This window comes from Myxococcus sp. CA033, from assembly GCF_013336625.1.
Classification (GTDB): Bacteria; Myxococcota; Myxococcia; order Myxococcales; family Myxococcaceae; genus Myxococcus; species Myxococcus llanfairpwllgwyngyllgogerychwyrndrobwllllantysiliogogogochensis.
In genome coordinates this window covers 198,106-223,136 of the sequence record NZ_JABUMU010000001.1, presented here as the reverse complement: position 1 = coordinate 223,136, position 25,031 = coordinate 198,106, and the positions used below count along the sequence as shown (strand labels likewise).

Sequence of the window (25,031 nt, the reverse complement as noted above, 5' to 3'; positions counted from 1 at the left end):
TCACGCGGTTCGGAGGGCACGGGCGGTGGCCCAGAAACCCAAGGCCACGCCCCGTGTCGGTGGTGAGGCGACTTCGCTGGATTTGGAGAAGTCGCTCGCCGCTGGCCTGTCCTCCTCCCGTCCCCTCTCGGCCTGGTTCCATGGGCCGGAGGGGATGGTGCTCCTCCAGGAGCCCATGGGCTTCGCTGGCTTCCTGGCCGGCACGCTCGGGACGCTCTCGGTGGAGGAAGTCTTCGCCCACGTCCTGACGGGGATTCGCAGCGGGTTGCTCGCCGTGCAGCACGGCGCCGTCCGCCGCACGGTGTCCTTCCGGGACGGGCAGGTCGTCTTCGCCACGTCCACGGAGCGCTGGGAGCGGCTGGGCGCGGTGCTGGTGCGGCTGGGGCTGGTGACGCAGGCACAGCTCACGCAGGCGCTCTCACGCGTGATGCCGTCGCGGCGCATCGGCCAGGTGCTCACCTCCGAGGGACTCGTGTCCGAGGCCCATCTCTACAGCGCCATGACGTACGTGGTGCGGGAGGTGGTGCTGAGCCTCTTCGAGTTGACGGAGGGCAGCTTCCTCTTCGTCGAGGGCCCCGCGCCCATGGCGGACGTGGTGAAGCTGCCGGAGCGCACGCGTGATTTGGTGCTCACCGGAATCAAGCGCTCGGAGGAGCTGTCGCGGTGGCGGCGGCGCTATCCGGAGGACATGCGCGCGGAGACCGGGCCGAAGGGGCCTCGCCCGGGTGAGGAGCGCCTCTTCCGGCTGCTGGGCGCGGGCACGACGCTGGGCGAGCTGCGCACGGTGCGCGAGAGCGGACACCACGCGTTCTTCGCGTGGCTGGAGGAGTGCGTGCAGGGCGGCCACCTGACGGTGCGACCCGCCACGCCTCCCGCGCCGCCCGTGCCCGCCGTGGAGGGCATGGCGTGGGAGCTCTTGTCCGCGGAGGAGCGCTACAACCTGCTCTTGTCCCTCATCCACCGCGCGCTGCGCGACGCGGGGGAGGACGTGGACCTGCTGCGTGGCTTCCTCGATGCGCCGCCGTCGGGGCTCGAGGACGCGTATGCCGGCGTGGTGTTGAGCGCGGAGGGCCGGGTGGATGTGGCGCGGCTGCGCGCCAACCTGTCCGGTGGTGGCGAGGCGGTGGCGCGGGCGCTGACGCTGGAGGCGCTGGACGCCATCGTGTCGTACGCGTTGTTCTCCGCGCGAAACGTCCTGCCGTCCGAGGTGGCCGAGCGCTTGTCCAACACCTACCGCACCCTGCAGGGAGGGCTGGCCTAGCAGGCGGCACATGCCCACGTTCGCGGCCACGGCGTTCGTGGTCGGGGGACGATGGTCATGGGTGTGTTGCGGAAGCTGGCGTGGGGGTTCCTGGTCGTGAGCGCGGGGTGTAGCGGCTCGCGTCAGGCCGTGAAGGCGGACGCGGCGCAGCCTGGAACGGGCGGCTCGGGACAGGGACAGGTGGAGGCGATGAAGGCCTCCGTGTCTGGACCGTACGTGGACGAGGAGCTGGGGTTCGAAATCATCCGGCCCAGTGACGACTGGCAGTTGGACGCGACGAACGAGCGCACGCCGGAGGGGCTCGCGATTCCGGTGGTGCTGCGTCACCCTCCGTCAGGTGCGCAGGTGGTGCTCCAGGTGGCGCCCGCGGTGGCCACGCCCACCCAGTTCGCCGAGCGGCTCACGGAGGGACTGCGACAGCAGCCGGGCTTCATCACCACGGACCCCGTGCCCCTGGCACTGTCCGATACGGCGGTGGGCTTCAACTTCCAGGTGGGTGACAACGTGCATGGCCGAGTGGCCGTGCGCGAGGGCCAGGAAGGCCGGGTGCTGATGATGCTGGCCACGTGGCCGGCTCAGGCCGTGGCGGGCGACATCCAGAACGTGGATGCGCTCATCGCTGGCATCCGCCCGCTGCCGAATCGCAAGGCCGTCCCGAGCAAGGTGCCGCAGGCCGTTAGGCCCTGAGCCGGAGGGCCGGTGCTCGGCCACTGGCTCCGAGCGGAACCCTCGGCCCGATACGCGCGGCCAGGGTCCTCTCCTAGAGAAAGGGACGCGGGCCTCGTCCGCGCCCTTGCTCGGCCAGGGTCCTCTCCCAGGGAAGGGGGACGCGGGCCTTGTCCGCGCCCTCTCGCGGCCCGTCGTCGGTGGACGGGCCGCGGAGGCGTGCTGCTCAGCTCCGCGCGGACTTCCGGGCGCCGCGAGCCGCGCGAGCAGGCTTCGCGGGGGCCTCGGCGGCCTCGGTGGCCTGCGTCTCCGTGCGCAGCCGCACCCACTCCACCAGGGTGCGGACGCCCACGCCGGTGGCGCCCTTGGCGTTGTAGCCGCGCTCCTTGGGGCTGTTGGACGGACCGGCGATATCCAGGTGCACCCACGGCGTCTCGCCGACGAACTCCTTGAGGAACAGGGCGGCGTTGATGGAGCCACCCCAGCGCTCGCCGGAGTTCTTCATGTCGGCGACCTCGGAGCGCAGCGCGTCCTTTTGCAGCTCGCTCACCGGCAGGCGCCACATCTCCTCGCCGGCGGTGCGCGCGGCCTGGAGGACCTCGTTCACCGTGCCGTCGTTGTCACCGAATGCGCCGACGATGTAGTTGCCCAGCGCGACGATGCACGCGCCCGTGAGCGTCGCCAGGTCGATGACCGCGGACGGCTGGTGCTCGCAGGCCCAGGTGAGCATGTCACCCAGGACGAGGCGGCCCTCGGCGTCCGTGTTGGTGATTTCGACTGTCTTGCCCAGCCGCGACGTGAGGATGTCGCCCGGCTTGTACGCATTGCCCGCCGGCATGTTCTCGCACGCGCCGATGAAGGCGTGCACGGGGAAGGGCGGCTTGATGGAGGCGATGACCTGCATGGCGCCCAGGACGGCCGCCGAGCCCGCCATGTCCGTCTTCATGTCCACCATGCCCTCGGTGGGCTTGAGCGACAGGCCTCCCGAGTCGAAGGTGATGGCCTTGCCCACCAGCGCCAGCGGCGGGCGCTTCGCGTCGCGCGCGTTCTTCGGCGTGTAGACGACGTGGATGAGCCGCGGCTCCTCGGTGCTCCCGGCCGTGACGCCCAGGAACATGCCCATGTCGAGCTTCTCGATTTCGCGCTTGCCGCCAATCGTGATCTTCAGCCCGTGCTCCCGCGCGGACTTCCGGGCGGCCTCGGCCAGCACCGTGGGCGTCACCGCGTTGGGCGGCTCGTTCACCAGGTCGCGGGCCCAGTTGGAGGCCTCGGCCACGCGCTTGCCCAGGGCCAGGGCGTCCTCCACGTCGCGCGACTTCTCCGTGCCCTCGGGCAGCGCCAGCGCCACCTTGGTGGGCTTGGGCGTGCCCTTCTCCTCGCGCGCGGAGGACTTGTACTTGTCGAAGCGGTAGGCGCCCAGCTCCAGGCCCTCCACCACCGCGCGCACCGCGTCCGCGGGCGCCTTCGTGGCGGGCAGCGCCACGACGAGCGACGTCACCTTGAGCCGCTGGGCCGTCTTCGCCGCGCGACCCGCCGCCAGCCGCAGGACTTCCGGGTGGAAGCGCGCGCGGTTGCCCAGGCCCAGGAGCAACACGCGGCCCGCCGTCGTCCGGCCGAGCGTGTGCATCACCAGGGACTGGTCGGCCTTCGCCTTGAAGCCCTCCTGGGTGGCGGCCCCGCGCAGACGGCCTTCCAGGGACTTGTCCGCCGAAGCCAGACTGGCCGGGGCGCCCTCACCCAGCTCGCCCTCGAAGAGCGGAATGACGAGCAGGTCGCCATTCGCGAGGGTGGCGTCGCCGGAGACGAAGGTGAAATTCATGGGCCGATGAACTCCTGAACGGGAGAGGGGAAATACGGAAGGGCGCGGACTGTAACGCCCACCCTGTTGCACGCAAAGCGTTGGATTTCATTCGAGCGTTGCATTGCAGCAGGGGCCTGGGTAGCAGTCAGGCAATGCCCACCTTGCTGATGCATCTGACCGCCATCGAACGGTTGGCCGCCAACCCCGGAGAGCTGCCGGCGGACTGGGTGCGCGCTCTCTCCGAAGACCTGGCCTACGCGCGCTTCGGAGTGGCGCTGCCGGACCTGCCGCTGTGCGAGGGCGTCCGAGGGGGCCTCTCCGCGTTCCTGCCCGAGCGGGAGATGCCCCTGTTCGCGAGGCTGTATCACGAGCGCGCGCCGGTGGGCTTCGGGCTGAAGATGGCGGAACTGGTGGCCACGGGCGCGCTGGTGGGCACCGAGCCAGGGCTGGCCCTGCTCGCCGGCTACTTCACGCACCTGTGCCTGGACCGACGGCTGCACCCGGTGGTGGACAACCTGGTGGTGCGGCATCGGCGTCGCGGCGAGCGGGCCCTGGCGGCGCACCGTGACATCGAGTGGGCCCAGACGCTCTTCTACCTGCGCGAACTGCACGGCGTGGACCTGCTGGGCACGCCCCGGCTGCGCGAGAAGTGTCAGGTGGTGAAGAGTCCTGGCTTCCCGTGGCGAGGCATCGGCCGGGGCATCTACGAACTGGTGCGGCTGTCCTCGCAGGAGCGCGTGGGGCAGGCGCCGTCCAAGGCGGAGGTGGATGGCTGGGTGCGCGGCCTCTATGTCTCCGGCCTGTTCCTCTCCAGCCCCATGGGGCGCACGCGCGCGCTGCCCGCCTTCGCCCACTTGTCCTTCCAGGAGCTGTACCGCAACGACACGTTCGACTTCTCCCAGGAGGTCGAAGGTGCGCTGGAGTCGGCGCGTGGAGTCCTTCGGAGGTTGCACGGCTACATGGCGAGGGGCACCTTCACACCTCGTACGCGTGCCCGCTTCCTGGAGGCTTTCCCAGAGGGAAACCTGGGCGTACGCGCCGCATAGCGCGCCGCGCATCGCCCTGAAGTGCTGGGCTCTTTCGCGCGCAGAGCAACCGTCCTGCCGAGCCTGTCTCCTAGAGGGGAATGGCGCTGGGCGCGGCGATGGCCCGCTCCTATTCTCGTGAAGGAATGACGGTTCTTCTCCTCATGGTGGTGGGCGGGCTCGCGGGAGCACTGGGTGCGATGCTGGGCATCGGAGGTGGCATCGTCCTGGTGCCCGCGCTGGTGCTGGGCTTCGGGTTGCCGCTGGAGGAGGCGGTTCCGGCCAGCTTGATGTGCGTGGTCGCCAACTCGTGCGCCGCCGCGGCTGGCTACGTCGACAACCACCTGAGTGATATCCGTCTGGGCCTGACGCTGGAGCTGGCCACGGTGCTCGGCGCCATCGCCGGAGGACTGGTGGCGGCGCTCATCGCACCGGCGATGGTGGCGGTGGTGTTCGGCCTGTTCACGCTCTATGTCGCGCTGCAGATGATGCTGCTGCGCTCGCCTCGAGGTGAGCCCGCGACGCTGGACGACTACCAGCCGACGAACTACCCGCTGGGCATTTCCGGCTCGTTCGTGGCGGGTGGCCTCTCCGCGCTCCTGGGCGTGGGCGGTGGGCCGCTGAAGGTGCCGTTGATGAGCTACGGCATGCGGGTGCCCTTCAAGGTGGCCAGCGCCACCAGCAACCTGATGATTGGCGTGACGGGCGCGGCCAGCGTGGCCGCCTACGCGCTGCGCGGACACCTGAAGCTGGCCCTGGTGTCTCCGCTGGTGGTGGGTGTGCTGGCCGGCGCGTATTTCGGGAGCCGGCTGATGCCGAAGGTGCCCACGGCCGTGCTCAAGAAACTCTTCGCATTGGTGCTGCTGTCGGTGGCGGGGCAGATGTTGTGGAAGGGAGGGGCGGGACTGTGGCCGAGCGTGTGGGAGTGAGTGAAGGGGACCCGGACGGCGCCGAACCGCCGCGGGTCTCGGCGGCGATGATGGCGGACCCGGCGGCACTGGGTTCCAACACGATGGTGGCGACCCCGGCGCAACAAGCCGAGGCGCCCGAGCTGGAGGCGGAGCCCGTCACCGCGGGCCTCGCCGAGGCACCGTCCCAAGGCGTCACGCGCGTCCGGGACAGGACGCTCGCGGGAGACCGGTGGATTGCCCGGGTGTTGCGCGTGGGCGCGGTGCTGAGCGGCGGCATGTTCGTGCTGTCGCTGGGCCTGGAGGCGCTGCCAGGCACGGAGAGCACGCACGTGGCCATTGACCAACTGCGCAAGGCCGCGGCGTCGCTGCTGCTGGTGACGCCGGTGGCGCGGCTGGGCGTGGCGGGCACGCTGCTGGGACTGCGCGGTGAATGGCGGTACGCCGTCATCGCCGCGGGAGTGCTGGGGCTCCTGGCCCTGGCGGTGGGCGCCGGCATCCAAGCGTGATGCGGCGCCCGGGGCAGGGCGGTGGGTGGGCGCCTCAGGCGCCTCGCGCGGCGAAGTGGGCGAGGATGTTGCGCACCTTGGCGACCTCGTCCGCGCGGCCCTGCTCCTCGTAGAGCGGCAGCACCGCTTCGAGCTGGGAGCGCGCCGCGGGCAGGTCCTGCGAGTAGTAGCAGGACAGGCCCAAATCCCACCGGGCGCGGGCCTCGTACACGTGGTCGTGCAGCTCCTGGTACAGCTCCACCGCGCGCAAGAGGTGCGTGCGCGCGCCCTCGTGGTCGCCGAGCAGTCCCTCGGACTCGCCCAAGAGCAGGTGGCCCAGCGCGAGTGCCTCCGCGTCGTCGCCCTTCTCCAGCAGGGGAAGGGCTTCCAGGAAGCGCTTGCGAGCCGGCTCGTACTCGGCCTTCTCCATGCGGATGTCGCCGATGTCCAGCAGCAGCCGCGCGGTGCGCTCCGTGTTGCGCGTCTGGCGGTAGAGGATGAGGGCCTCCTGGTACTTCTCCTCGGCGGCCTCCGGCTGTCCCAGCGCGCGCAGGGACTCACCGATGCAGGCGCGGGACAGGGCCTCTCCGTCGCGGTCCTTCGTCTCGTTGAAGAGCCGGGCGGCCTGGGCGATGAGCTCCACCGCGCCCCGGTGGTCCTCGAAGTTCGCCTTCACCACGCCCAGTCCGAAGCAGGCCTGGGCCTGGCCCGGCTTGTAGCCGGCCTCCTGGAACATCGCGAGGGCCTCCTCGTAGCACTGGCGGCTGGCGGCATGGTCTTCCAACATGCCGTGCAGCTCCGCCAGGCTCACCAGCCCCTGGCCCACCTGGGTGGGCGAGCCGGTGATGCGCAGGGTGGCCAGTTCGTTCTTCTGCTTCTGGAGCGCCTGGAGGAAGTGGGCGCGTTCGGTGTCGTCGGGCGGGTGCATGCTCACGCGTCGCCACCCTTGCGGCGCCGGGCCGCCTTGTCCAACGAATCGTGCTTCTCGCTCCGGTCAGTGCCATTGACGTCCGGGGGGACGGCGGCGCCCGCGGGGGGCGGGGCGTGGTGCCGGTCCTTCTCCACCTTGTCGGCCTGCTCGTAGCCGAGCAGCGGGGAGAAGAAGCAGTCCTTCTTGGTGTACTCGTCAAAGGAGAAGGCGAAGCGGTAGCTGGCCGCCGCGCGCTGGTTGCAGTCGGTGCGCTCGCAGAAGCGGCAGGAGATGCCGGAGGGGATGGCATCCTTGCGCAGGTCATTGGTGGGCAGGCCATAGGCCAGGTATTTGGCGTTCTCCGCGTGGGTGCCCAGGCCGATGGAGTACGCGGTGCCCTTGACGATGGAGCCCTCGGTGGGCTGGAGCTGCACCTTGGCGAAGCAGAAGTACGTCGTGCCGTCCGGCATGATGGAGTACTGCCGGGTGAGCTGCGACGGGTTGAGGAAGGCCAGGTGCACGGCCCACTTGCCACAGCTCCCGCCGCCGCTGGCGAAGCGGATGCCGGTGCCGCTGTAGCGCTTGGAGATGTTGCCGGCGATGTCCGAGCGCAGGAAGTGGAAGGGGATGCCCGGGCGCTTGGGGTCCGACAGGTTGCACAGCCGGTGGGCCACCGTCTCGTAGGTGGAGCCGAAGATGCTCGACAAGAGCTCCACGTCGTAGCGCGTGCGCTGCACTTCCTTGAAGAAGTCCCCGTACGGCAGCATCAGCGCGCCGGCGAAGTAGTTGGCCAGGTTCACCTTGATGAGCCGCGTCGTCTCCCCGTGCCGGGTGCGCCCCGCGCCGAGGATGCGCTCCACCAGCTTTTCCTTGTCCAACATCAACAGGCCAATGGACGCGGCGATCTGGAACTTCAGCGGCTGCTCGGTGAGGTCCGGGGACAGGGTGAGCGTCTGCTCCTCCGGGTCCAACCGGCGCACCACGGACGAACCGCTGGGCGAGGCGTCGATGAGCACGCGGTAGCCGAAGCGCTTCTCCAACAGCTGCATCAACTGGCCGCTGGTGAGCTGGCGCTCGATGCTGATGTCCCGCCGCAGCTCCTCGGCCTGCTCCTCCAGCTCCGGGAAGTAGTTGCGGTGCGTCTCCAGGAAATCGCTCACCTCGTCGAAGGGTGAGTAGTCGAAGCGCACACCCGGCACGGTGCCGTTGCCCGCGCTGCCGCCCTGCGTCCGCGTGCGCTCCTCCACGTTGAGCTGCGCGAGCACGTTCTCCAACTGCGTGCGCGTGTTCTTGTAGAGGTTGAAGAGCGCGGCCACGGTGCCCGCGAGCTTCGGCTCCGCGGACAGCGACTGGAGCGACTCCGGGTCGATGTCCAGGCTCTTGAGCAGCGGCTCGTCCAGCAGCTTCGCGAGCGCTTCGTCCACGCGCCCCTCGCCCAGCGTGGACATGAACTGCTCGGGGTCCTGATCGAAATACCGCAGCGCCTTCCAGAGCAGCGGGAAGGGCATCACCCGCTTGCCCTTTTCGATGAGGTTCAAATACGCGGGGGAGACCCCCAAGTCCTTCGCCGCGTCCGCCTGCTTGATGTTGCGGGCGAGTCGCAGGCCCCGGAGCTTCAGGCCCACGTTGGCGTTCAGTGCGTTGTCGTTCATGGCTGAGTCGGGTCCCGTCGGAGTGCGCCTGGCCTCTTGCGCCCTCGCCCCTCTGAACCACTCTGCAAATCGATTTACCGATTTGCAATCAACGTTTTTCTTGAGGCCGCTCCCTGTGTGGCGGGCGACGGAACGGTCGTCGTCCACAGGGCGATTGGCCCCTGAGTATGTGCAACCACATGTAATCGCTGCGCTTTATCCGCGCGCGGATGTGCGTTCCGGGCAGTGTTCGACGCACGTTGTCAAAAGTTTACTGCCGCGGCGCGCCAAGCCCGCTTCACGTGCTGGTAAACCCGCATTCACGGTTTACAGAGCAGAGCCGGCGCCGGTTCAGGCGATCAACCGGTGGAAGATGAGGGAGACGTTGGTGCCGCCGAAGCCGAACGAGTTGCTCATCACCGCGTCGACGTGGGCCTCGCGCGCGGTGTTGGGGACGCAGTCCAGGGTGATGAGCGGGTCCTGGTGCTGGAGGTTGATGGTGGGCGGCAGCACGCCTCGGGTGAGGGCGAGCACGCTGATGACGGCCTCGGCGGCGCCCGCCGCTCCGTTCATGTGGCCCGTCATGGACTTGGTGGAGGAGACGGCCACGGTGCTGGCGGCGTCGCCGAAGATTCGGGCGATTCCTTGAGTCTCCATCAGGTCGCCGACGTCGGTGGAGGTGCCGTGCGCATTCACGTAGCCGATGTCCGACGGGGAAAGCCCCGCGTCCTTGAGGGCGGCACGCATGCTGCGCTGGGCGCCCTCGTGCTCGGGGGCGGGCGTGGTGATGTGGTACGCGTCGGAGCTGGCGCCGTAGCCGGTCAGCTCCGCGAGGATGCGCGCGCCGCGGGCCTTCGCGTGCTCCAACTCCTCGAGGATGAGCATGCCCGCGCCCTCGGCGAGCACGAAGCCGTCGCGGTCCTTGTCGAAGGGGCGGCTTGCGGCCTGGGGCGCGTCGTTGCGCAGGGACAATGCGCGCATGGCCGCGAAGCCGCCGACGCCGAGCAGGGAGATGGGCGCCTCTGCGCCTCCGGCCACCGCCACGTCGAACTCTCCGCGCTGGATGCCGCGCATCGCCTCGCCGATGGCGTGCGCGCTGGTGGAGCACGCGGAGTTGGGGGCCCAGGACGGGCCCTTGAGTCCATGGCGCAGGCTCACGTAGCCGGGCGCCATGTTGATGATCATCTGGAGGATGAAGAACGGGCTGATGCGGTCCGGGCCCTTCTCCAACGTGCGGCGGTGGGTCTCCTCCAGGCTTGCGATGCCGCCGATGCCGGAGCCGATGATGGTGGCGATGCGCTCGGCGTTCTCCGGCGTCACCTTCAGGCCGGAGTCCTCCAGCGCCATGTCCGCCGCCACCACGGCGAAGTGGGCGAAGCGGTCCATGCGCCGCGACTCACGCCGTTCGATGTAGTCGTCGACCTTGAAGTCCTTCACCTCGCCCGCGATTTGACAGTCGAGCGCGCTGGCGTCGAACAGGGTGATGGGCCCCACGCCGCTCTGGCCTCGCACGAGCGCCTCCCAGCTCTTCTCCACGCCCGTTCCCACGGGGCTGATGAGCCCCATTCCCGTCACCACGACGCGCCGCTTCTGCATCCGCCGCTCCCTTGGATGGCACGCCAGGAAGACGAACGGCCCGGCCGCTCGTGCGCCTTCCTTTTCGTGGCGTGCGCTGCATGGCCCTTTGTATTATGGGCATCATCCCATCTGGCAAGCCTGATTGTCAGCAATACGGAATATCTGGAATCCGGATGATGGTGTCCACCACTGCATGAGGGAGGAGCGAGGCCCATGAGCGACGGGAAGGCCGAGACGCGCACGAGGACGGTGACGTGGAGAGATCCTCGGGAGGGCGTGGCGGCGGCGAAGTCGCTGTCGGGACTGGAGTACCTGCGCGCCATCGTCCGGGGCGAGGTGCCTGGGGCGCCCATCGCGGCGTTGATGGGCTTCGCGCCGGTGGAGGTGTCGGAGGGGAGGGCGGTGTTCGTGGTGGAGCCAGGGGAGCACCACTACAACCCGATTGGCACCGTGCACGGGGGCCTGGCGGCCACGCTGCTGGACTCGGCGCTCGGGTGCGCGGTGCACTCCACGCTGCCGGTGGGGGCGGGCTACACCACGCTGGAGTTGCACGTGAACATGGTGCGCGCCATCTCCCATGACACCGGTCTGCTGACGTGTACGGGTGAGGTCATCCACGTGGGAGGCCGCGTGGCGACGGCGCAGGCCCGGTTGACGGACGCGGACGGCAAGCTGTACGCGCACGGCACCACGACGTGCATGGTGTTCCGGCCCCCGGTTCCGGGCGGCCGGGAGTAGAGGGCGCGACGATGCGGTACGCACCCGAGCACAAGCAGGCCACTCGCGAGCGAATCCTCACGGCGGCGCAGACGCTCTTCCGGAAGGAGGGCTTCGCGGGCGCGAGCGTGGAGCGCGTCATGCGGGCCGCGGGCCTGACGGTGGGAGGCTTCTATGCCCACTTCGCCTCGAAGGAGACCCTGCTCGAGGAGTCCGTGCGCGTGTTCTTCCGGAACCAGCAGGTGCGCTGGTTCGGCGGACTGGAGAAACTGCGCGGCGCGGAGTTCCTCGACCTCTTCGTGCGGCGCTACCTCAACCCCCACATCCGCGACAACATGGAGACGGGCTGCATCATGCCGTCGGTGCTGTCGGACCTGACGCGCGGCACACCGGAGGCCCGCGAGGCGCTCGCGCAGGGCCTGGAGACCCTGGCGGAGGAGCTGGGGGACCATGTCCCGGGTGGAGAGGGCGTCACCGACCGACAACGGGCGCTCGCCACGGTGGCGCTGCTGTTCGGCGCGATGACGCTCGCGCGGGTGACGAAGCACCTGCCGCTCTCGGATGAAATCCTGGAGGCCGCGCGAGCCTTCCTGCTGGCGGGGGGCGCGCCGCCTCCGAAAAAGCGACACTGAGGGCGCGGGGGCGCGCGTGGTGCTCGCCTCCCATCACCTTGCCTTCGGGCCGGGGTGGAGGTGGCGATGTCCTTCGCGCGCGGCCGTCCGATGCTGTGGGGGCTCGCCCTCGTGGCGCTGTCCTGCCTGGGTGTTCCGCGCCCGCGCCCCGCGAAGGACCCGGCGGCGCTGCGCTACAACATCACCTACGTGCGCGAGCCCACGCACGCGCTCGATGTCGAGGTGGTGCTGGTGCGAGGCACGCCGCGCGCGTTCCGCTTCACCCAGCCGGGCGGCGTGCACACCGTGAGCGCGTTCCGCGAGGACGGCGAGCGGCTCGAGTTGAGCGTGAGGGATGGACAGGTCCTCCTGCCCTCGAACATCCGCTTCCTGCGCTATCGCTATGAGCTGGATGCGCGCATCGGCGCGCGTGGACCCGACCTGTTCTCGGGAGGGGGAGAGGGCGACGCGCGGCACATCGCCGGACGTGCGTACCTCATCCGCCCCAACCACGCGCCGCCCGACCTTCACGTGGAGCTGGTCGTCGAGGGCACGGAGGCGCTGCTCCCGTGGCAGCCCGATGACACCGGCCTGTATCGGCTGCGCGCCGAGGACCTGGTGGACTCCGGGTTCCATGGCTTCGGGGGGCGCCGCTGTCAGGTGGTGTCGCCGGATGCGGTGCTGGACGTGGCGGTGCTCGGCCACTTCACCTCGGTGGACGACACCCAGGTCTGTGCCTGGTTGAAGCAGGCCGCGGAGGAGGTGCGCACCGTGCGCCGCGCGTTTCCGTATCCGCGCGTCACCGTGCGGGTCATCCCCGTGCCCGGACGCGAAGGTCCGAGCCTCTTCGGCATGGTGCTCTGGAGCTCCCCGCCCAGCATCTCCCTGCTCGTGGGCCAGGACGCGAGCGCGGCCTCCTTCGAACGGGACTGGGTGGTGCTCCACGAGATGCTCCACCTGACGCATCCCGCGTTCCTGCCGCGCGTGCCCTGGCTGTCCGAGGGCCTGGCCACCTACTTCACGGAGCTGGCCCGCGCGCGTTCGGGACGGCAGAGCGCCGAGCGCGCATGGGAGGAACTGGTGGACGGCTTCGCGCGAGCTCGTCGCGTGGCGGGAGCCCGCACGATGGAAGAGGTCGTCACCGACGGTGACTTCGCGCTCGGCACCTATTGGACGGGCGCGCTCTTCGCGCTGCATCTCGATGTGGAAATCCGCCGTGTCACTGGAAACCGGCGCCACCTGGAGGATGTGTTGGAGTTGCTCGCGGAGCGGGGGCCCACTTCCACGTTCGGTGCTTTTGGCGTGGCGGTGGACGCCGTCGCGGGGCAGCCGCTGTTCGACGCGTTGCTCGCGCGGCACCTGCGGCGCGTGGCTTTTGCGGAGCAGGAAGGTCTGCTAGAAGCGCTGGGTGTGACGGCGGGAGCCGAGGGCATCGAGCTGGTGTCTGCCCGGGACAGCTCGTTGCGTGAGGCGATGGAGGGTCGGCGTATCCGCGATGTGTCGCGGTGAGTGGCGCGGCTCGCGGGATGTAACCGGTGGGCAGGATGTTGCGTACCGGATGCATCCGCGAACCCCTGACATCCGTAAATGAGGTCCGCCACATCCAGAGCCCCGTGGGTGCCTGTCGCGCTCCTGGGGTCTGGGGCTTCATGTAGTTCAACCTGTAGTTCCCCCTCAACGCAGCACCGAAAGGAAGCAACACCATGAACGCGAAGGCTCTTGCGGCGATCGTCGGCACCCTGTCCCTGGCCTCCCTCGCCACCGGCTGTGCGTCCACCAAGTCCGCGGAGGCCACGCCGGCCGCCGCCGAGAAGGGCGCCGAGGGCTCCTGTGGCGCGGCGAAGGCCGACGGCAAGGGCGCCGAGGCGGGCTGCGGCGCGCAGAAGCAGGAGGGCACTGCCCCCGCCGCGACCCCTGAGAAGGGCGCCGAGCACGGCTGCGGCGCTGGCGGTTGCAACGGCCAGAAGAAGTAGTCCTCGGCGCACCGGGGGCAGGTGACGACACCTGCCTCCTCGCGCCGACTTCCGGGCGGTGGGAAGAGCACCTCCCGCCGCCCGGTTCATTTGTCTCCCAGGAGGTGGCTGGCCGTGGTGGCGACGTACGCGCGAAGACACGGGCTTCAGCCCCTGGGCGTGGGCATTGGCCTGCGCAGGAGCTTCTACGAGGAGCTGCCGCGCACCGAGCGGGCGCTCGACTGGGTGGAGATCATCCCGGAGAACTTCCTGTCGCTCGGAGGCCGCCCGCAGCGCGCGTTGGACGCGTGCAGGGAGCGCTGGCCGGTGTTGCCGCATGGCGTGGGGCTCGATATCGGCGGGCCGGATGCGCTGGACGTGGACTACGTCACGGGGCTCGCGGCGCTGGTGAAGCGCGTGGACGCGCCGTTCTTCTCGGACCACCTGTGCTACTCGCGGCTGGGCGGCGTGTACCTGCATGACCTGCTGCCGCTGCCCTTCACCGAAGCCGTCGTCGAGCACGTGGTGCCCCGCGTGCGTGAAGTCGTGGCGCGCGTGGGCCGGCCGTTCCTGCTGGAGAACCCGAGCTACTACGCGAACATGCCCGGCGGCACGCTGTCCGAGGCCGACTTCCTGCGGCACGTGGTGGAGGAGGCCGACTGCGGGCTGCTGCTGGACGTGAACAACGTCTACGTCAACGCGCGCAACCACGGCTACGACGCACGCGCCTTCATGGACGCGCTGCCGCTGGAGCGCGTGGCGCAGATCCACCTCGCGGGCCACACCATCTACCCGGACGTCATCATCGACACGCACGGCGACCGCGTCTGCGACGACGTGTGGTCGCTCTATCGCTACGTGCTGGAGCGCACCGGCCCGGTGTCGACACTCATCGAGTGGGACCAGGACATCCCGTCGATGGAGGCGGTGCTGGACGAGGCGGACCTGGCGCGCGCGGCGCTGCGGGAAGGGGCAGGGCGATGAAGCCTTCGCTGAAGCACTTCTTCGACAGCATGGGCACCTACCTGGCGCGCCCGGGCGGCGAGTCGCTGGAGCGGCTGTACACGGCGCATCCGGAGTGGCGCGCGCCCTCCTCGCGCGTGTCCATCTACGGCGACTTCGTGCGAGGCCACGTGCGAAGCGCGCTCGAGAAGCTCTTCCCGATGCTGCGAGGCGCGGTGGGCGCGGAGGCGTGGAACGCGTTGGTGGAGGACTACACGCTGACCCGGCCCGCGCGGCACCACGAGGTGAATCACATGGGCGAGGGCTTCCCGGCCTTCGTCGCGGACGGGGTGTCGTCGCGCGGACTTCCTCCCCATGCCCCCGCGCTGGCGCGGTTCGAGTGGTCGGACTTCGCGGTGTTCTCGTCCCAGGCGGAGTCACCCGAGCGGGTGGAGCGCCTCACGCCGAATCCCACGCTGATGGTGCTGGAGCAGCCGTACCGCATCTGCGCCTACGTGCGCGCGAAGGGCGAAGTCGCGGTGCCCCAACCCGGTGACGAGCTGGCGCTGTTGTGGCGTCATCCGGCGCACCTGGTGACGTACTACCAGGAGGCCACGCCGCACGCGCTGCTGGTGCTGAAGATGGCGGTGGAGGGGCTGTCCGCGCCGGACGTCGCGGTGGCCACGGGGATGCCGGAGGCCGACATCCTGGGCGCGGTGGCACGTCTGTCGCGAGACGGCCTGGTGCTGTCGCCCGACGCGTGACTCCGTCGCGGGGCCTCGGTGCGACTCAGTTGCGGACCGAGCACACCTGTCCGACGGCGGAGTCCTCGCAGCGCGACACCCCCGGGCACTCCTGGTCCTGGGTGCACGCCACGGTGCACTGGCCCTCCAGACACAGCCCGCCTGACAGGCCGAGCTTCTGGCAGCGCACGTCGTCCGCGCACTCCGCGCCCAACTGGAGCAGCGCCCCACAGCCCACGAAGCGCGCGGGGTCCGGCAGGCAACTGCCTTGCTGGCAGGTGAAGCCCGCCTCGCACCGGTTCGCCGCGATGTACTCCTCGTTCACCGACTCACTGCACTGCTTCACGCAGGCGACGCCGCCCTCGGCCAGGGGCTGGCACGCGGCGCCCACCTGGCAGCTCCCGTCGTCCTGGCACGCGCCACAGCGCGGCCCGGCCGCCGCACAGCGGAAGCCCTTGCACATCATCCCCGCGCCACACTGGCCATCCAGCACGCACTCGACGCAGCTGCCGCCCGGGCCACACACCAGGCCGTCAGCGCAGCCCGTCAGGCCGCAGCGGTTGAGCAGCTCCTCGTTGGCCTCCAACTGGACCTTGAGCTCCTTCTTCTCGCCAGCGCCCACGCACGCCTCGGCCTGGACCTCCGGAAAGCCCACCCCGGCGATGCTCAGCGCGTAGCACCCATCCGGCAGGGGGCCCACGCGCAGTCGGCCCGCGCCATCCAGGACGAGCCGCTCGAAGGGCGTGTCCCGCACCGAGACCTGCACGCCGGCCACCCGCTCGCCGTGCGAGGACTTCACCCGCATCTCGAAGAAGCCCGCGTCCCGAGGGGCCACGCGCTGGAGCTTCACGGACTGGCCGCCGGCGACCTTCACCGACACCCGCGTCGCCTTCTCCGCCGTGGCGACCACGAACAGCTCCGCGGGCCCGGTGGGCACGCCTTCCAGCTTGAACCTTCCTTCCGCATCCACTGCCGAGCGCACCTCATGGGCCCCGACGAGGGACACCACGGCGACCTCCGGGTCGAACTCCGTGAGCTGGCCTTCGATGGTCCCCACGCGCAACGGAGCGTTCTCCAGATTGCCGCACGCTCCCAGGCCCAGGACCAGGAAGACACCCAACGCGATGTGTTGTCTCGAGCCCATCAGAAGCGATACCCCACACCGGCCCAGCCGCCGGTGAATCCCACGGCCTGTCCCTCTCCATCCACCACCACGTAGGTCAGCATGAGCTGCGCCTGGGTCATCAGTTCCAGACGTTCACCCACCCTCACCACCATGCCTCCCACCACGCCAGGGCTGACCGTGAAGAAGCGCTGGCCGCCGGGGAAGGTCTCCACATCGAAAGACCGCCCCAGGTACAGGGCGGCCACGCGGGGACCGGCGAACAGCGTCAATCGTTCCCATCTCCACAGGTAGGGCAGGGCCACCCCCGCGGAGAAGGTGGTGTAGCGAAATGGCACCTCGTCCCCGGGTTGGAGCTGGAGCGCGCGCCGGCCCGTGCTGAAGCCCACATCGAACAGCAGTCCGAAATCGCGCAGCGGCCGGTCCTCCAACCGCAGCGACACGGCGACCTCCGGCGCCAGGGGCAGCAGCTCCGCGCGGCTGCGCGCGTCCGCGAAGGTGAACATTCCCCCGAGCAGCGACAGCGAGCGCCGGGGGAACGCCTCCGACAAGAGCTGCTCCAAAGGCAGCCGCTCCCCCGCGCTCACCTCCACGTCGCGGCGCATCAGCACCGCGTCGCCCTTGGTCAGCTCCACCGTGCGCTTGCCGGGCACCACCGCCGCGCCGCCGGGCAGCTCCGTGCGCGCCTCCCCGTCGACCTTCAGCGTGAAGCCGTCCAGCCGGGGGTTGTAGGAGAACAGCTCCGGCCGGCCCGTCCGGGCGATGGTGCCCGACAGCACCACCGGGTCCGCGCCCACTTCCAGGATTTCCGCCGAGGGGCGCTGACGGCCCTCGGTGAAGGCAAAGGTGCGCCGGCGCGCGTAGTCATGGGCCTCCGTCGCGGTGACGGCGCCGTCCGTGTTGCGGTCCGCGCCGCCGCCCAGGCCCTCGACGAGGAAGTGCGTGTAGATGTCGTTGCGCAGCCCCTCGTCCTCGCGCGCCGTCTCGCCCCAGTCGCAGGCGGCGAACACCATGGATGCTCGCGAGGACTCCTCCAGCGGGCGCGCGTAGAAGCCGGACTTGACCCCGGACAGCTCCTTCTCCAGCTCCTTGGGCAACAGCGACTTGCCGTTGCCGCTGTGACAGGAGGCGAGCACCAGCAACCGGCGCCGACTGGAGAGCGCGTCGAACTCCGCTTTCAGCATATCCATGGACAACGCCGTCTGGGCGATGGCGCGATAAGAAGCGTCCCTCGTCACCAGGAAGCGGCGCAATTCGCCCGTGGCATCCCGGGCCAGGGTGCCGTGCGCGGAGAAATAGACCACGACGACGTCGTCCGGCCGGTGGGCCTGCTTTCGCAGCTCCCGCAGCGCCGCGAGGATGGCCGCGCGCGTCGTCTCCTCGGGCCGCGTGAGCACGCGCACCTGGTCGAACCGCCCGCGCGCCGGGTCCAACATCGCCGCCGCCAGGTCCGTCGCGTCCTTGGCGGGGTAGCGCAGGCCGCGCCAGTGGGGGTCGTCGAACTCGGAGATGCCCACCAGCAGCGCCATGCGCCGGGGCGTGTACGCGCTCGACAGCGCCTCCTCGTCGAGCCGCAGCGGCACCAGTCCGCCCTTCTCCGTCCCCAGGGACGAAGGACCCGCGCACGCCGTCAGCGCGGCCAGCAGGATGGGAAGAAGGCGCCTCACATTCACCTGATCAGCGGGGATTCTGGCTGCTTCGGACGCGGACGTCGAACCTCGTCACCGCCAGCGTGCCTTGTTCCCATCGCTCACCTTCTCCCACCAGCACGCGCTTCACCTCGTCGACCGAGGGTTGCAGGCCCGTGGGGGAGGCGGCCAGCCACAGCGTCAGCGGGCCGGACTCGCCCTCCAGGCTGACGCCGGAGAGGCCCTGGGGGTCCTGCAGGTCATGCGTTCCCGCCTCCAGGTCGAACGGTCCGAGCAACTGGGGCTCCTCGCCCGCGCGCTGCTGGAAGAGCAGGGCGGTGCCCGCCTCGGTGGCGTGGTAGCGCAGGAGGAGCACGTCGCGCGAGTCCACCTGGGTGTCCGGGTCCAACCGGCGCAGGCTGCCATCCGCGCCCCGAACCACCACCGCCAGCTCCAGCGCGATGCGCCCCACCTGGCCCTTCACCCCGGGCTCCTGGGACGCGGTCCCCACCTCCACCCCGGTGGTTCCCTGACGCAGCCGGGGCACCACGACCACCGCGAGCAGGCCCGCGGCTACGGCCCCGGCGATGAGGCCCCACTTTCGGGTGTCCAGCCGGGGCGCGCGCAGCCGCCGTCGCACCCGCGCGAAGCCCACCTCGTCCAGCGGCGCGTCGCTCTGGGGCGGGGCCAGGGCGAGGAGCACCGCGTCCACCTGTCCATCCAGGACGTCGGGGCCGGAGTGGGTGGCGAGGAAGCTTTCACACGCCTCACACGCGGTGGCCAGGTGCTCGCGGAAGTACTTCACCGCGTCCGGCTCACGACGGGCAAGAGCGTGTAGCGCCTCGTCATCCAGGTGTCTCATGACCTCTCACTCCCAACGTCCGGCGAGCACTCGCCGCAGCAACTCTCTTTTGATACGGCCCCGGAAGCGCTCGAGTCTCATCGTCACCGCGCTTTTTCCCACACCCAGTTGCTCGGCAATCTCGCGCGCGGACAGCTCTCCTTCGATATAGAAGAGCCGGACTGTCCGCTTCTCTTCGCCCTCGGGCAGCTCGGAAATGAGCTGTCGGACCACCTCGATGTCGCGCTCGAGCTGGAGGGCCTCCGGAAGGGCCGGGACTGTCTCCGGTTCCGGGTCCGCGATGTCGTCTTCCAGGCGCCGCACGCTCGCCTTGCGCTCCAGCCGGGTCCGGGCCCGGTTGCGTGCGATGGACAGGAGCCACGCCTCGAAGGCCCCGGCTTCCTTGAGTCGGGGGAGGGCCCGGAACGCCCGGACGAAGGTCTCCTGGATGACGTCTTCCACCTCGTCGGGGTCCAGCGGGGCGAACCCCGCCATCAGCCTCGCCACGAGGGGGCGAGTGCGCCGGTACAGCTCACTGAAGGCGGAAGCCTCCCCATTCGCCGCGCGCCGCACCCATTCCGCCAGTCCCTCCGTGGAACCCACCTGTCCTCCAAGACCCCCGGCGGTGTCCGGTGGCCACGCGACTGACTCGACCGTCCCCTGACCCCGCGAGGAAGCGGGCGGAGCGGACTGCTTCCTACTGGCTCCCAGGGGGGGCTTGGGGAGAAGAATGCACCCCGCCGTTTCATTTTCGCGAAGGACCCCGCCATGCGCGTCATCAACTTCAACCCTGGCCCCGCCGGCCTGCCCCTGCCCGCCCTGGAGCGCGCCCGGGACGAGCTGCTCGACTTCCAGGGCTCCGGCATGTCCGTGATGGAGCACAGCCACCGGGGCAAGGAATACGAGGCCGTCCACGACGAGGCCATCGCCCTGCTGACCGAGCTGACGGGACTGCCGTCCACCCACCAGGTGCTCTTCCTCACCGGCGGCGCGTCGCAGCAGTTCGCCCAGGTGCCGATGAACTTCCTCACCCCCGACACGAGCGCGGACTACCTCATGACGGGCGTGTGGAGCGAGAAGGCGCTCGACGAGGCGAGGTACTACGGCAAGGCCCGCGTCGCGGTGACGACGGTGCGGCCCGACAAGCACTACACGCGGGTCCCCCGCCAGGACGAGCTGAAGCTGGACCCCCAGGCCTCGTACGTCCACCTGACGAGCAACAACACCATCTACGGCACCCAGTGGCACACGACGCCGGACGTGGGCACCGTCCCGCTGGTGGCCGACATGAGCTCCGACTTCCTATGGAAGAAGATGGACCTGTCGCGCTTCGGGCTCGTCTACGCCGGCGCGCAGAAGAACCTGGGACCTTCCGGCGTGACGCTGGTGGTGGCGGACAAGGGCTTCATCGCGCGAGGGCGCAAGGACATCCCGAAAATCTTCCGCTACTCCGTCCACGCGGAGAACAACTCGCTCTACAACACGCCCCCCACCCTGGCCATCTACCTGGTGCGCAACGTGCTCGCGTGGATGAAGAGCGTGGGCGGCCTGGAGCAGGTTGAAGCGTGGAACCGCCAGAAGGCGGAGCTCTTGTACGGCGCGCTCGACAGGCTCTCCGGCTTCTACCGGGCGCCGGTGGAGCGCGAGTCCCGCTCGGTGATGAACGTCGTGTTCCACCTGCCCACGCCGGAACTCGACGCGGCCTTCGTCGCTGACGCGAAGCAGCAAGGAATGGTGGGGCTGAAGGGGCACCGGACGGCGGGCGGAATCCGGGTTTCCACGTACAACGCCGTGACTGTGGAGAATGTGCGCACCCTTGTCACCTTCATGGAACATTTCGTGAAGACCCGCGGGTAGTCTCCGTCGAACTCGCGGAACAACTCATCTGGAGGGTTTCATGAAAGCCACGCTGCCCGCCGTCGCGCTCTGCCTGCTGTTCGCCGTGCCCGCATTCGCCAAGGAAGTGGCCGGGGTGAACTATCCGGACACCGCGAAGGTGGGCGACAAGGAGCTGAAGCTCAACGGTGTGGGCCTTCGCAAGAAGGTCGTCTTCAAGGTCTACACGGTGGGGCTGTATCTGGAGACGCCGTCGAAGGACGCGGCGCAGATCATCGCCGCGGACGAAACCAAGCGCGTCCGCATGTACATGCTTCGTGACTTGGACAAGAAGACCATCACCGAGGCCATCTCGGACGGCTTCAAGAAGAACGCGGGCGCCAAGCTCCCCGCGCTCCAGCCCAAGCTGGACTCGTTCAACGCGTCCATCCCGGACCTGAAGAAGGGTGACGAGCTCATCCTGACCTACGTGCCGGGCAAGGGCACCGAGGTGAAGAGCACCAAGGGTGGCGAGGACATCTCCGTGGAGGGCAAGGACTTCGCGGACGCGCTCTTCTCGGTGTGGCTGGGCAAGGACCCGGTGGATGGCGGCCTGAAGGACGGGATGCTCGGCAAGGACTGAGCGAGTCGTCACACCTCGCGTCACCTCGGGCGCCCCGTGTCTCGGTGAGAGGCACGGGGCGTCTTCGCGTTTTCGGGCGCCCTGGGTGACGCTTGAAATACGTGGATGCGTGGCGCGTAGTAGGAACGTGCCCGGCTGCACGGCGACGCCGGGTCTGATAGCAACCGGCCGGTCAGGAGGACGACATGGGTGGTATTTGCGCGTGGCTGGTGCTGGGTGGAATCGCCGGCTGGTTGGCGAGCATCATCAAGGGCACGAATGCGAAGATGGGAATCTTCGCCAACATCGCGACCGGTGTGGTCGGTTCGATGATTGGCGGCTGGCTGTTCAGCCTGCTGGGCGGCCGGGGTGTGACGGGGCTCAACCTCTATTCGCTGGCGGTAGCCACGGTGGGGGCGGTCATCCTCATCAGCATCGTCCAGGCGATACGCAAATAGCGGCCGGGGCCCCACACGCCTTCAGAAGAGGCTGAGCTGGGGTGACGGCGGGGGCTTGCGCGGCGGACGCCGGAAGGTGTCCGGCGCGTCCTCGGTGATGTAGGAGGTGCGCAGGCCGACCTTGCGCGCCGTCGTGTCGAAGAGGCGGTGGATGGTCTCCGCGTAGAGGCCTTCGCCGCGCATGCGGTGCTTGAAGCGGGAGTCGTTGAGCTCCCCCCCGCGAATCTCCCGGATGCGGTGCAGGACGCGCTCGGCGCGCAGGGGCAGCTTGGCGCGCAGGCGCTCCTCGAAGACGTCCTTCACGGGCCCGGGCAGGCGCACCAGGGTGAAGTGCGCGCGGCTGGCGCCGGCTTCACGCACGGCGGTGAGCACGCGGTGGATGTCCTCGTCATTGAGCCCCGGGATGATGGGGGCCACGGAGACGGCCACGTTGAGGCCGGCCTCGGCCAGGCGGCGAATCGCGAGCAGCCGCCGCTGGGGGGATGCCGCGTACGGCTCCATGGCGCGTGCGACTTCCGCGTTGTGGAAGGGCAGGCTGATGCTGACCCAGAGCCGGGCGTCGCGCGAGATTTGCTGGAGCACGTCGAGGTCCCGCTCGATGAGCACGCCCTTGGTGATGATGCCCACGGGGTTGCGGTACTCGGCGCAGACCTCCAGGCAGGCGCGGGTGAGGCGCATGGAGGCCTCGAGCGGCTGGTAGCAGTCGGTGACGCCGCTGAAGACGACGGTTTCGCCCTTCCAGGACGGGCGCTCGAAGTGCTCGCGCAGCAATTCCGCCGCGCGGGGCTTCACGACGAGCTTCGTCTCGAAGTCGGTGCCCGCGCCGAAGTCGAGGTACTGGTGCGTGGGCCGCGCGTAGCAGTACGCGCAGGCATGGAGGCAGCCCCGGTAGGGATTGACGCTCCAGCTGAAGCCCACGTCCGGGCTGTCGTTGTGCGAGACGACCTGCTTGCTGTGGTCTTCAAAGACTTCCAGCCGCGAGGGTGGGATTTCGTCCAGGTACTCCACCGCGGTGCTCGCCCACGGGTTGGGCGGATTGTCGATGGGGCGTGCCTTCACGCGCACAGGGTGGGGCTGAAAGCGCGTTCAGTCAAGGGTTAGAGTAGCGAACGATTTTTTCTGGCCGCGGTTGAGGTGGAATGCGCTCCGGGTCCGTTTCCTGTCGGCAGCATCAACGTCAAGCAGGAGCTCTCGAGCATGAAGTCTCTTGGAATGAAGCCGCTTCTGACAGTCCTGTCAGTGCTGGTGGTCTCCCTGGTGGGATGTGGGGTTGCGGAGGAAGCGTCCCACGTCCCTCCTGGTTCCACGTCCCAGGCCCTGGCCGGACCCTATGATGCGTGGGTTGCCCGCCACGCGCTCACCGCCGCCCAATACCAGACGGAGTTCAATACCTGGACCGGGCAAGGCTATCGCCTCTCCTATGTCAGCGGCTACGAAGACGGAGGCAGTGTCCGTTACGCGGCCATCTGGGAGCAGACGAGCGGCCCGGCCTGGCGGGCCTTCCACGGGCTGACCTCCGCGCAGTATCAGACCACCGCCGTCAATCAAAACGCGCAGGGATACCGCCCGGTGGTGGTCAACGGCTACAGCGTCGGAGGCGTCGCCTACTTCGCGGTCATCTTCCATTCGGACGGGGTCGCCGCGTGGGTGGCCCGCCACGACCTGACCGCGGCCCAGTACCAGACGGAGTTCAATACCTGGACCGGGCAGGGCTACCGGCTCGTGCACGTCAGTGGCTACACGTCCGGTGGCGCTGAGCGCTATGCGGCCGTCTGGGAGCAGACCAGCGGGCCGGCGGCGCGGGCCTATCACGGGCTGACCGCGGCCCAGTACCAGTCCACGTTCAATACCAACGCGTCCCAGGGCTACCAGGTCGCGAAGGTCAGCAGCTACAACGTGGGCGGCACGGACCGGTATGCGGCCATCTTCCATGCGTCAGCGGGGATTCCGATTGCCGCGCGCCATGGCCTCACCTCCGCTGGCTACCAACAGGCCGCGACGGACCTCAAGAACCAGGGATACCGCCCCGTCGTGGTGGCGGCGCACAACAATGGGAGCCAGCCCGAGTTCGCGCTGGTCTGGCAGAACCTGACGTTCAGCGCGGCGGACCTGCAGCACATCGACACCACCGTCCAGCAGGCGATGTCCAACACGAACACCGTCGGCCTGTCGCTGGCCATCACGCGCCGCGGGCGTCTCGTGTTCGCCAAGGGGTATGGCCTGGCCGACCAGGCCAACAGCACCCCGGTCAACTCCTCCCACCGCTTCCGCGTCGCCAGTGTGTCCAAGCCGATGACTTCCATCGGCATCATGAAGCTGATTGAGAACGGCCAGATTCAACTGACGGACCGCGTCTTCGGCCGGGGCGGATTGCTCGGTGAGACGTACGGCGCGCAGGGCACCTACCGGGACAGCCGCGTCCTGAACATCACGGTCCAGCAACTGCTGGAGCACACCGCGGGCGGCTGGGACAACGACGGCGCGGATGGGACGGGTGACCCCATGTTCATGAACACGAGCATGACGCACGCGCAGCTCATCCAGTGGGTGTTGCAGAACGTGTCGCTCGAGTTCGCGCCGGGGACGACGTACCAGTATTCGAACTTCGGCTACAGCGTCCTGGGTCGCATCATCGAACGCGTCACGGGGATGACCTATGACGCCTATATGCAAAGCCAGGTGTTCACGCCCAGCGGCGCCACCAGCTTCGCCGTCGGAGGCGATACACTGGCCGCGCGTCTGTCGAACGAGGTCGTCTACTACCAGCTTGGCGCGGGGGCCTTCAATCCATACGGCATGCCGGTGCGTCGCATGGATGCGCACGGCGGCTGGGTCGTCACGCCCATCGACCTGCTGCGCGTCTCCGTTCGAGCGGATGGGTACTCGACCGTCCCGGACCTGCTGAGCACAAGCTCGCTCACCACGATGACCACGCGCACGACGGCACCCGATACCTTGGGCAACCCCGTCAACTATGCGAAGGGCTGGTCCGTGAACAGCCTCCCCAACTGGTGGCACGGCGGCTATGTCCCGGGCACCCTGGCCCTGCTGGTGCGGACCGATGACCGCTATGGGCCGAGCCGCGCCGAGGAGTTCACCTGGTCCGCCATGACCAACTCCAACAACAGGGCCGGCTCGGGCACGTCGGACATCAACCTCGACAGCCTCATGTGGAGCGTCGTGAATGGCGTCAGCGCCTGGCCCGCGCACGACCTGTTCTAATCACGGCGCGTGGGACCGGCGGGGCTCGCAAGCGCCTCCGCCGGTCCGTTGGTGCGCTGTCCCTCGGGAAGGACCTTCCTCCCGTCGGG

At 69.2% G+C, this 25,031-nt stretch carries 24 protein-coding genes; 15 read left to right on the top strand and 9 right to left on the bottom strand.

Annotation, left to right across the window (positions count from 1 at the left end):
* Window positions 1–25 precede the first annotated feature (25 nt).
* Entirely contained in the window at window positions 26–1,261 is a 1,236-nt protein-coding gene (locus tag HUA78_RS00780; protein WP_174453556.1) for a DUF4388 domain-containing protein, read from the top strand.
* A 57-nt stretch (window positions 1,262–1,318) separates the two neighbouring features.
* Window positions 1,319–1,948 (top strand): hypothetical protein, encoded by a 630-nt coding sequence (locus HUA78_RS00775; RefSeq protein WP_141643510.1) that lies wholly within the window; start codon window positions 1,319–1,321, stop codon window positions 1,946–1,948.
* A 205-nt stretch (window positions 1,949–2,153) separates the two neighbouring features.
* On the opposite strand, the gene HUA78_RS00770 is transcribed toward HUA78_RS00775, so the two are convergent.
* Complete coding sequence (locus tag HUA78_RS00770) at window positions 2,154–3,746, bottom strand: leucyl aminopeptidase (protein ID WP_174453557.1); 1,593 nt, start codon at window positions 3,744–3,746, stop codon at window positions 2,154–2,156.
* A 134-nt stretch (window positions 3,747–3,880) separates the two neighbouring features.
* Here HUA78_RS00770 and HUA78_RS00765 point away from each other — a divergent pair, with 134 nt between their 5' ends.
* From HUA78_RS00765 to HUA78_RS00755, 3 genes are all read left to right on the top strand, one after another.
* On the top strand, window positions 3,881–4,774 hold the full coding sequence (locus HUA78_RS00765; RefSeq protein WP_141643512.1) for a hypothetical protein: 894 nt from the start codon (window positions 3,881–3,883) through the stop codon (window positions 4,772–4,774).
* 125 nt (window positions 4,775–4,899) lie between these two features.
* On the top strand, window positions 4,900–5,682 hold the full coding sequence (locus HUA78_RS00760; protein ID WP_174453558.1) for a sulfite exporter TauE/SafE family protein: 783 nt from the start codon (window positions 4,900–4,902) through the stop codon (window positions 5,680–5,682).
* Window positions 5,661–6,170, top strand: coding sequence for a hypothetical protein (locus HUA78_RS00755; protein WP_306440885.1), 510 nt, complete (start codon window positions 5,661–5,663; stop codon window positions 6,168–6,170). The genes HUA78_RS00760 and HUA78_RS00755 overlap by 22 nt, the downstream gene beginning before the upstream one ends.
* Window positions 6,171–6,204: 34 nt before the next feature.
* On the opposite strand, the gene HUA78_RS00750 is transcribed toward HUA78_RS00755, so the two are convergent.
* From HUA78_RS00750 to fabF, 3 genes are all read right to left on the bottom strand, one after another.
* Window positions 6,205–7,077 carry a tetratricopeptide repeat protein gene (locus HUA78_RS00750; protein WP_141643533.1) on the bottom strand — a complete coding sequence of 291 codons (873 nt, stop codon included), beginning with the start codon at window positions 7,075–7,077 and terminating at the stop codon, window positions 6,205–6,207.
* Between the two features lie 2 nt (window positions 7,078–7,079).
* Window positions 7,080–8,711: a short-chain fatty acyl-CoA regulator family protein gene (locus HUA78_RS00745; RefSeq protein WP_141643514.1), complete on the bottom strand. Its 1,632-nt coding sequence runs from the start codon at window positions 8,709–8,711 to the stop codon at window positions 7,080–7,082.
* Window positions 8,712–9,041: 330 nt separating this feature from the next.
* Window positions 9,042–10,286, bottom strand: coding sequence for a beta-ketoacyl-ACP synthase II (gene fabF, locus HUA78_RS00740; protein WP_141643515.1), 1,245 nt, complete (start codon window positions 10,284–10,286; stop codon window positions 9,042–9,044).
* Between the two features lie 195 nt (window positions 10,287–10,481).
* Between fabF and HUA78_RS00735 the strand changes: the two genes are divergently transcribed.
* The 6 genes from HUA78_RS00735 (at window position 10,482) to HUA78_RS00710 (ending at window position 15,254) form a co-directional block, all read left to right on the top strand.
* Window positions 10,482–11,006 carry a PaaI family thioesterase gene (locus HUA78_RS00735; RefSeq protein WP_174453560.1) on the top strand — a complete coding sequence of 175 codons (525 nt, stop codon included), beginning with the start codon at window positions 10,482–10,484 and terminating at the stop codon, window positions 11,004–11,006.
* An 11-nt stretch (window positions 11,007–11,017) separates the two neighbouring features.
* Window positions 11,018–11,617: a TetR/AcrR family transcriptional regulator gene (locus HUA78_RS00730; protein ID WP_174475459.1), complete on the top strand. Its 600-nt coding sequence runs from the start codon at window positions 11,018–11,020 to the stop codon at window positions 11,615–11,617.
* A gap of 66 nt (window positions 11,618–11,683) precedes the next feature.
* Window positions 11,684–13,105: a hypothetical protein gene (locus tag HUA78_RS00725; RefSeq protein ID WP_174463103.1), complete on the top strand. Its 1,422-nt coding sequence runs from the start codon at window positions 11,684–11,686 to the stop codon at window positions 13,103–13,105.
* A 194-nt stretch (window positions 13,106–13,299) separates the two neighbouring features.
* Window positions 13,300–13,569 carry a hypothetical protein gene (locus tag HUA78_RS00720; RefSeq protein ID WP_141643519.1) on the top strand — a complete coding sequence of 90 codons (270 nt, stop codon included), beginning with the start codon at window positions 13,300–13,302 and terminating at the stop codon, window positions 13,567–13,569.
* A 117-nt stretch (window positions 13,570–13,686) separates the two neighbouring features.
* Entirely contained in the window at window positions 13,687–14,532 is an 846-nt protein-coding gene (locus HUA78_RS00715) for a DUF692 domain-containing protein (protein WP_371745505.1), read from the top strand.
* On the top strand, window positions 14,529–15,254 hold the full coding sequence (locus HUA78_RS00710) for a DUF2063 domain-containing protein (RefSeq protein WP_174475458.1): 726 nt from the start codon (window positions 14,529–14,531) through the stop codon (window positions 15,252–15,254). The genes HUA78_RS00715 and HUA78_RS00710 overlap by 4 nt, the downstream gene beginning before the upstream one ends.
* A gap of 25 nt (window positions 15,255–15,279) precedes the next feature.
* Here the strand turns inward: HUA78_RS00710 and HUA78_RS00705 are convergent, their stop codons facing one another.
* Genes HUA78_RS00705 through HUA78_RS00690 form a run of 4 tightly spaced genes read right to left on the bottom strand, consistent with a single transcriptional unit; the run spans window position 15,280 to window position 19,428 of the window.
* Window positions 15,280–16,377 carry a carboxypeptidase-like regulatory domain-containing protein gene (locus HUA78_RS00705; RefSeq protein WP_174464623.1) on the bottom strand — a complete coding sequence of 366 codons (1,098 nt, stop codon included), beginning with the start codon at window positions 16,375–16,377 and terminating at the stop codon, window positions 15,280–15,282.
* Window positions 16,377–18,023: a caspase family protein gene (locus HUA78_RS00700; protein ID WP_141643523.1), complete on the bottom strand. Its 1,647-nt coding sequence runs from the start codon at window positions 18,021–18,023 to the stop codon at window positions 16,377–16,379. The genes HUA78_RS00705 and HUA78_RS00700 overlap by 1 nt, the downstream gene beginning before the upstream one ends.
* Window positions 18,024–18,033: 10 nt before the next feature.
* Window positions 18,034–18,846, bottom strand: a complete 813-nt coding sequence (locus HUA78_RS00695; protein WP_174464624.1) for a hypothetical protein — start codon at window positions 18,844–18,846, stop codon at window positions 18,034–18,036.
* Window positions 18,847–18,852: 6 nt separating this feature from the next.
* Complete coding sequence (locus tag HUA78_RS00690) at window positions 18,853–19,428, bottom strand: sigma-70 family RNA polymerase sigma factor (RefSeq protein ID WP_174453567.1); 576 nt, start codon at window positions 19,426–19,428, stop codon at window positions 18,853–18,855.
* Window positions 19,429–19,593: 165 nt separating this feature from the next.
* Between HUA78_RS00690 and serC the strand changes: the two genes are divergently transcribed.
* The 3 genes from serC to HUA78_RS00675 all read left to right on the top strand — a co-directional run bounded on the left by serC (window position 19,594) and on the right by HUA78_RS00675 (window position 21,720).
* The gene (gene serC / locus HUA78_RS00685) at window positions 19,594–20,682 is read left to right on the top strand and encodes a 3-phosphoserine/phosphohydroxythreonine transaminase (RefSeq protein ID WP_174475457.1); all 1,089 of its coding nucleotides are present in this window, start codon (window positions 19,594–19,596) and stop codon (window positions 20,680–20,682) included.
* 40 nt (window positions 20,683–20,722) lie between these two features.
* Window positions 20,723–21,283: a chalcone isomerase family protein gene (locus HUA78_RS00680; protein ID WP_141643527.1), complete on the top strand. Its 561-nt coding sequence runs from the start codon at window positions 20,723–20,725 to the stop codon at window positions 21,281–21,283.
* 185 nt (window positions 21,284–21,468) lie between these two features.
* Entirely contained in the window at window positions 21,469–21,720 is a 252-nt protein-coding gene (locus HUA78_RS00675) for a GlsB/YeaQ/YmgE family stress response membrane protein (protein WP_141643528.1), read from the top strand.
* Window positions 21,721–21,741: 21 nt separating this feature from the next.
* Here HUA78_RS00675 and HUA78_RS00670 read toward each other — a convergent pair whose 3' ends face one another.
* A complete protein-coding gene (locus tag HUA78_RS00670) occupies window positions 21,742–22,779 on the bottom strand; it encodes a PA0069 family radical SAM protein (RefSeq protein WP_141643529.1) in 1,038 nt (345 codons plus the stop codon).
* A 138-nt stretch (window positions 22,780–22,917) separates the two neighbouring features.
* On the opposite strand from HUA78_RS00670, the gene HUA78_RS00665 reads away from it, so the two are divergent.
* Window positions 22,918–24,942, top strand: coding sequence for a serine hydrolase (locus tag HUA78_RS00665; protein ID WP_254623514.1), 2,025 nt, complete (start codon window positions 22,918–22,920; stop codon window positions 24,940–24,942).
* Window positions 24,943–25,031: the final 89 nt, after the last annotated feature.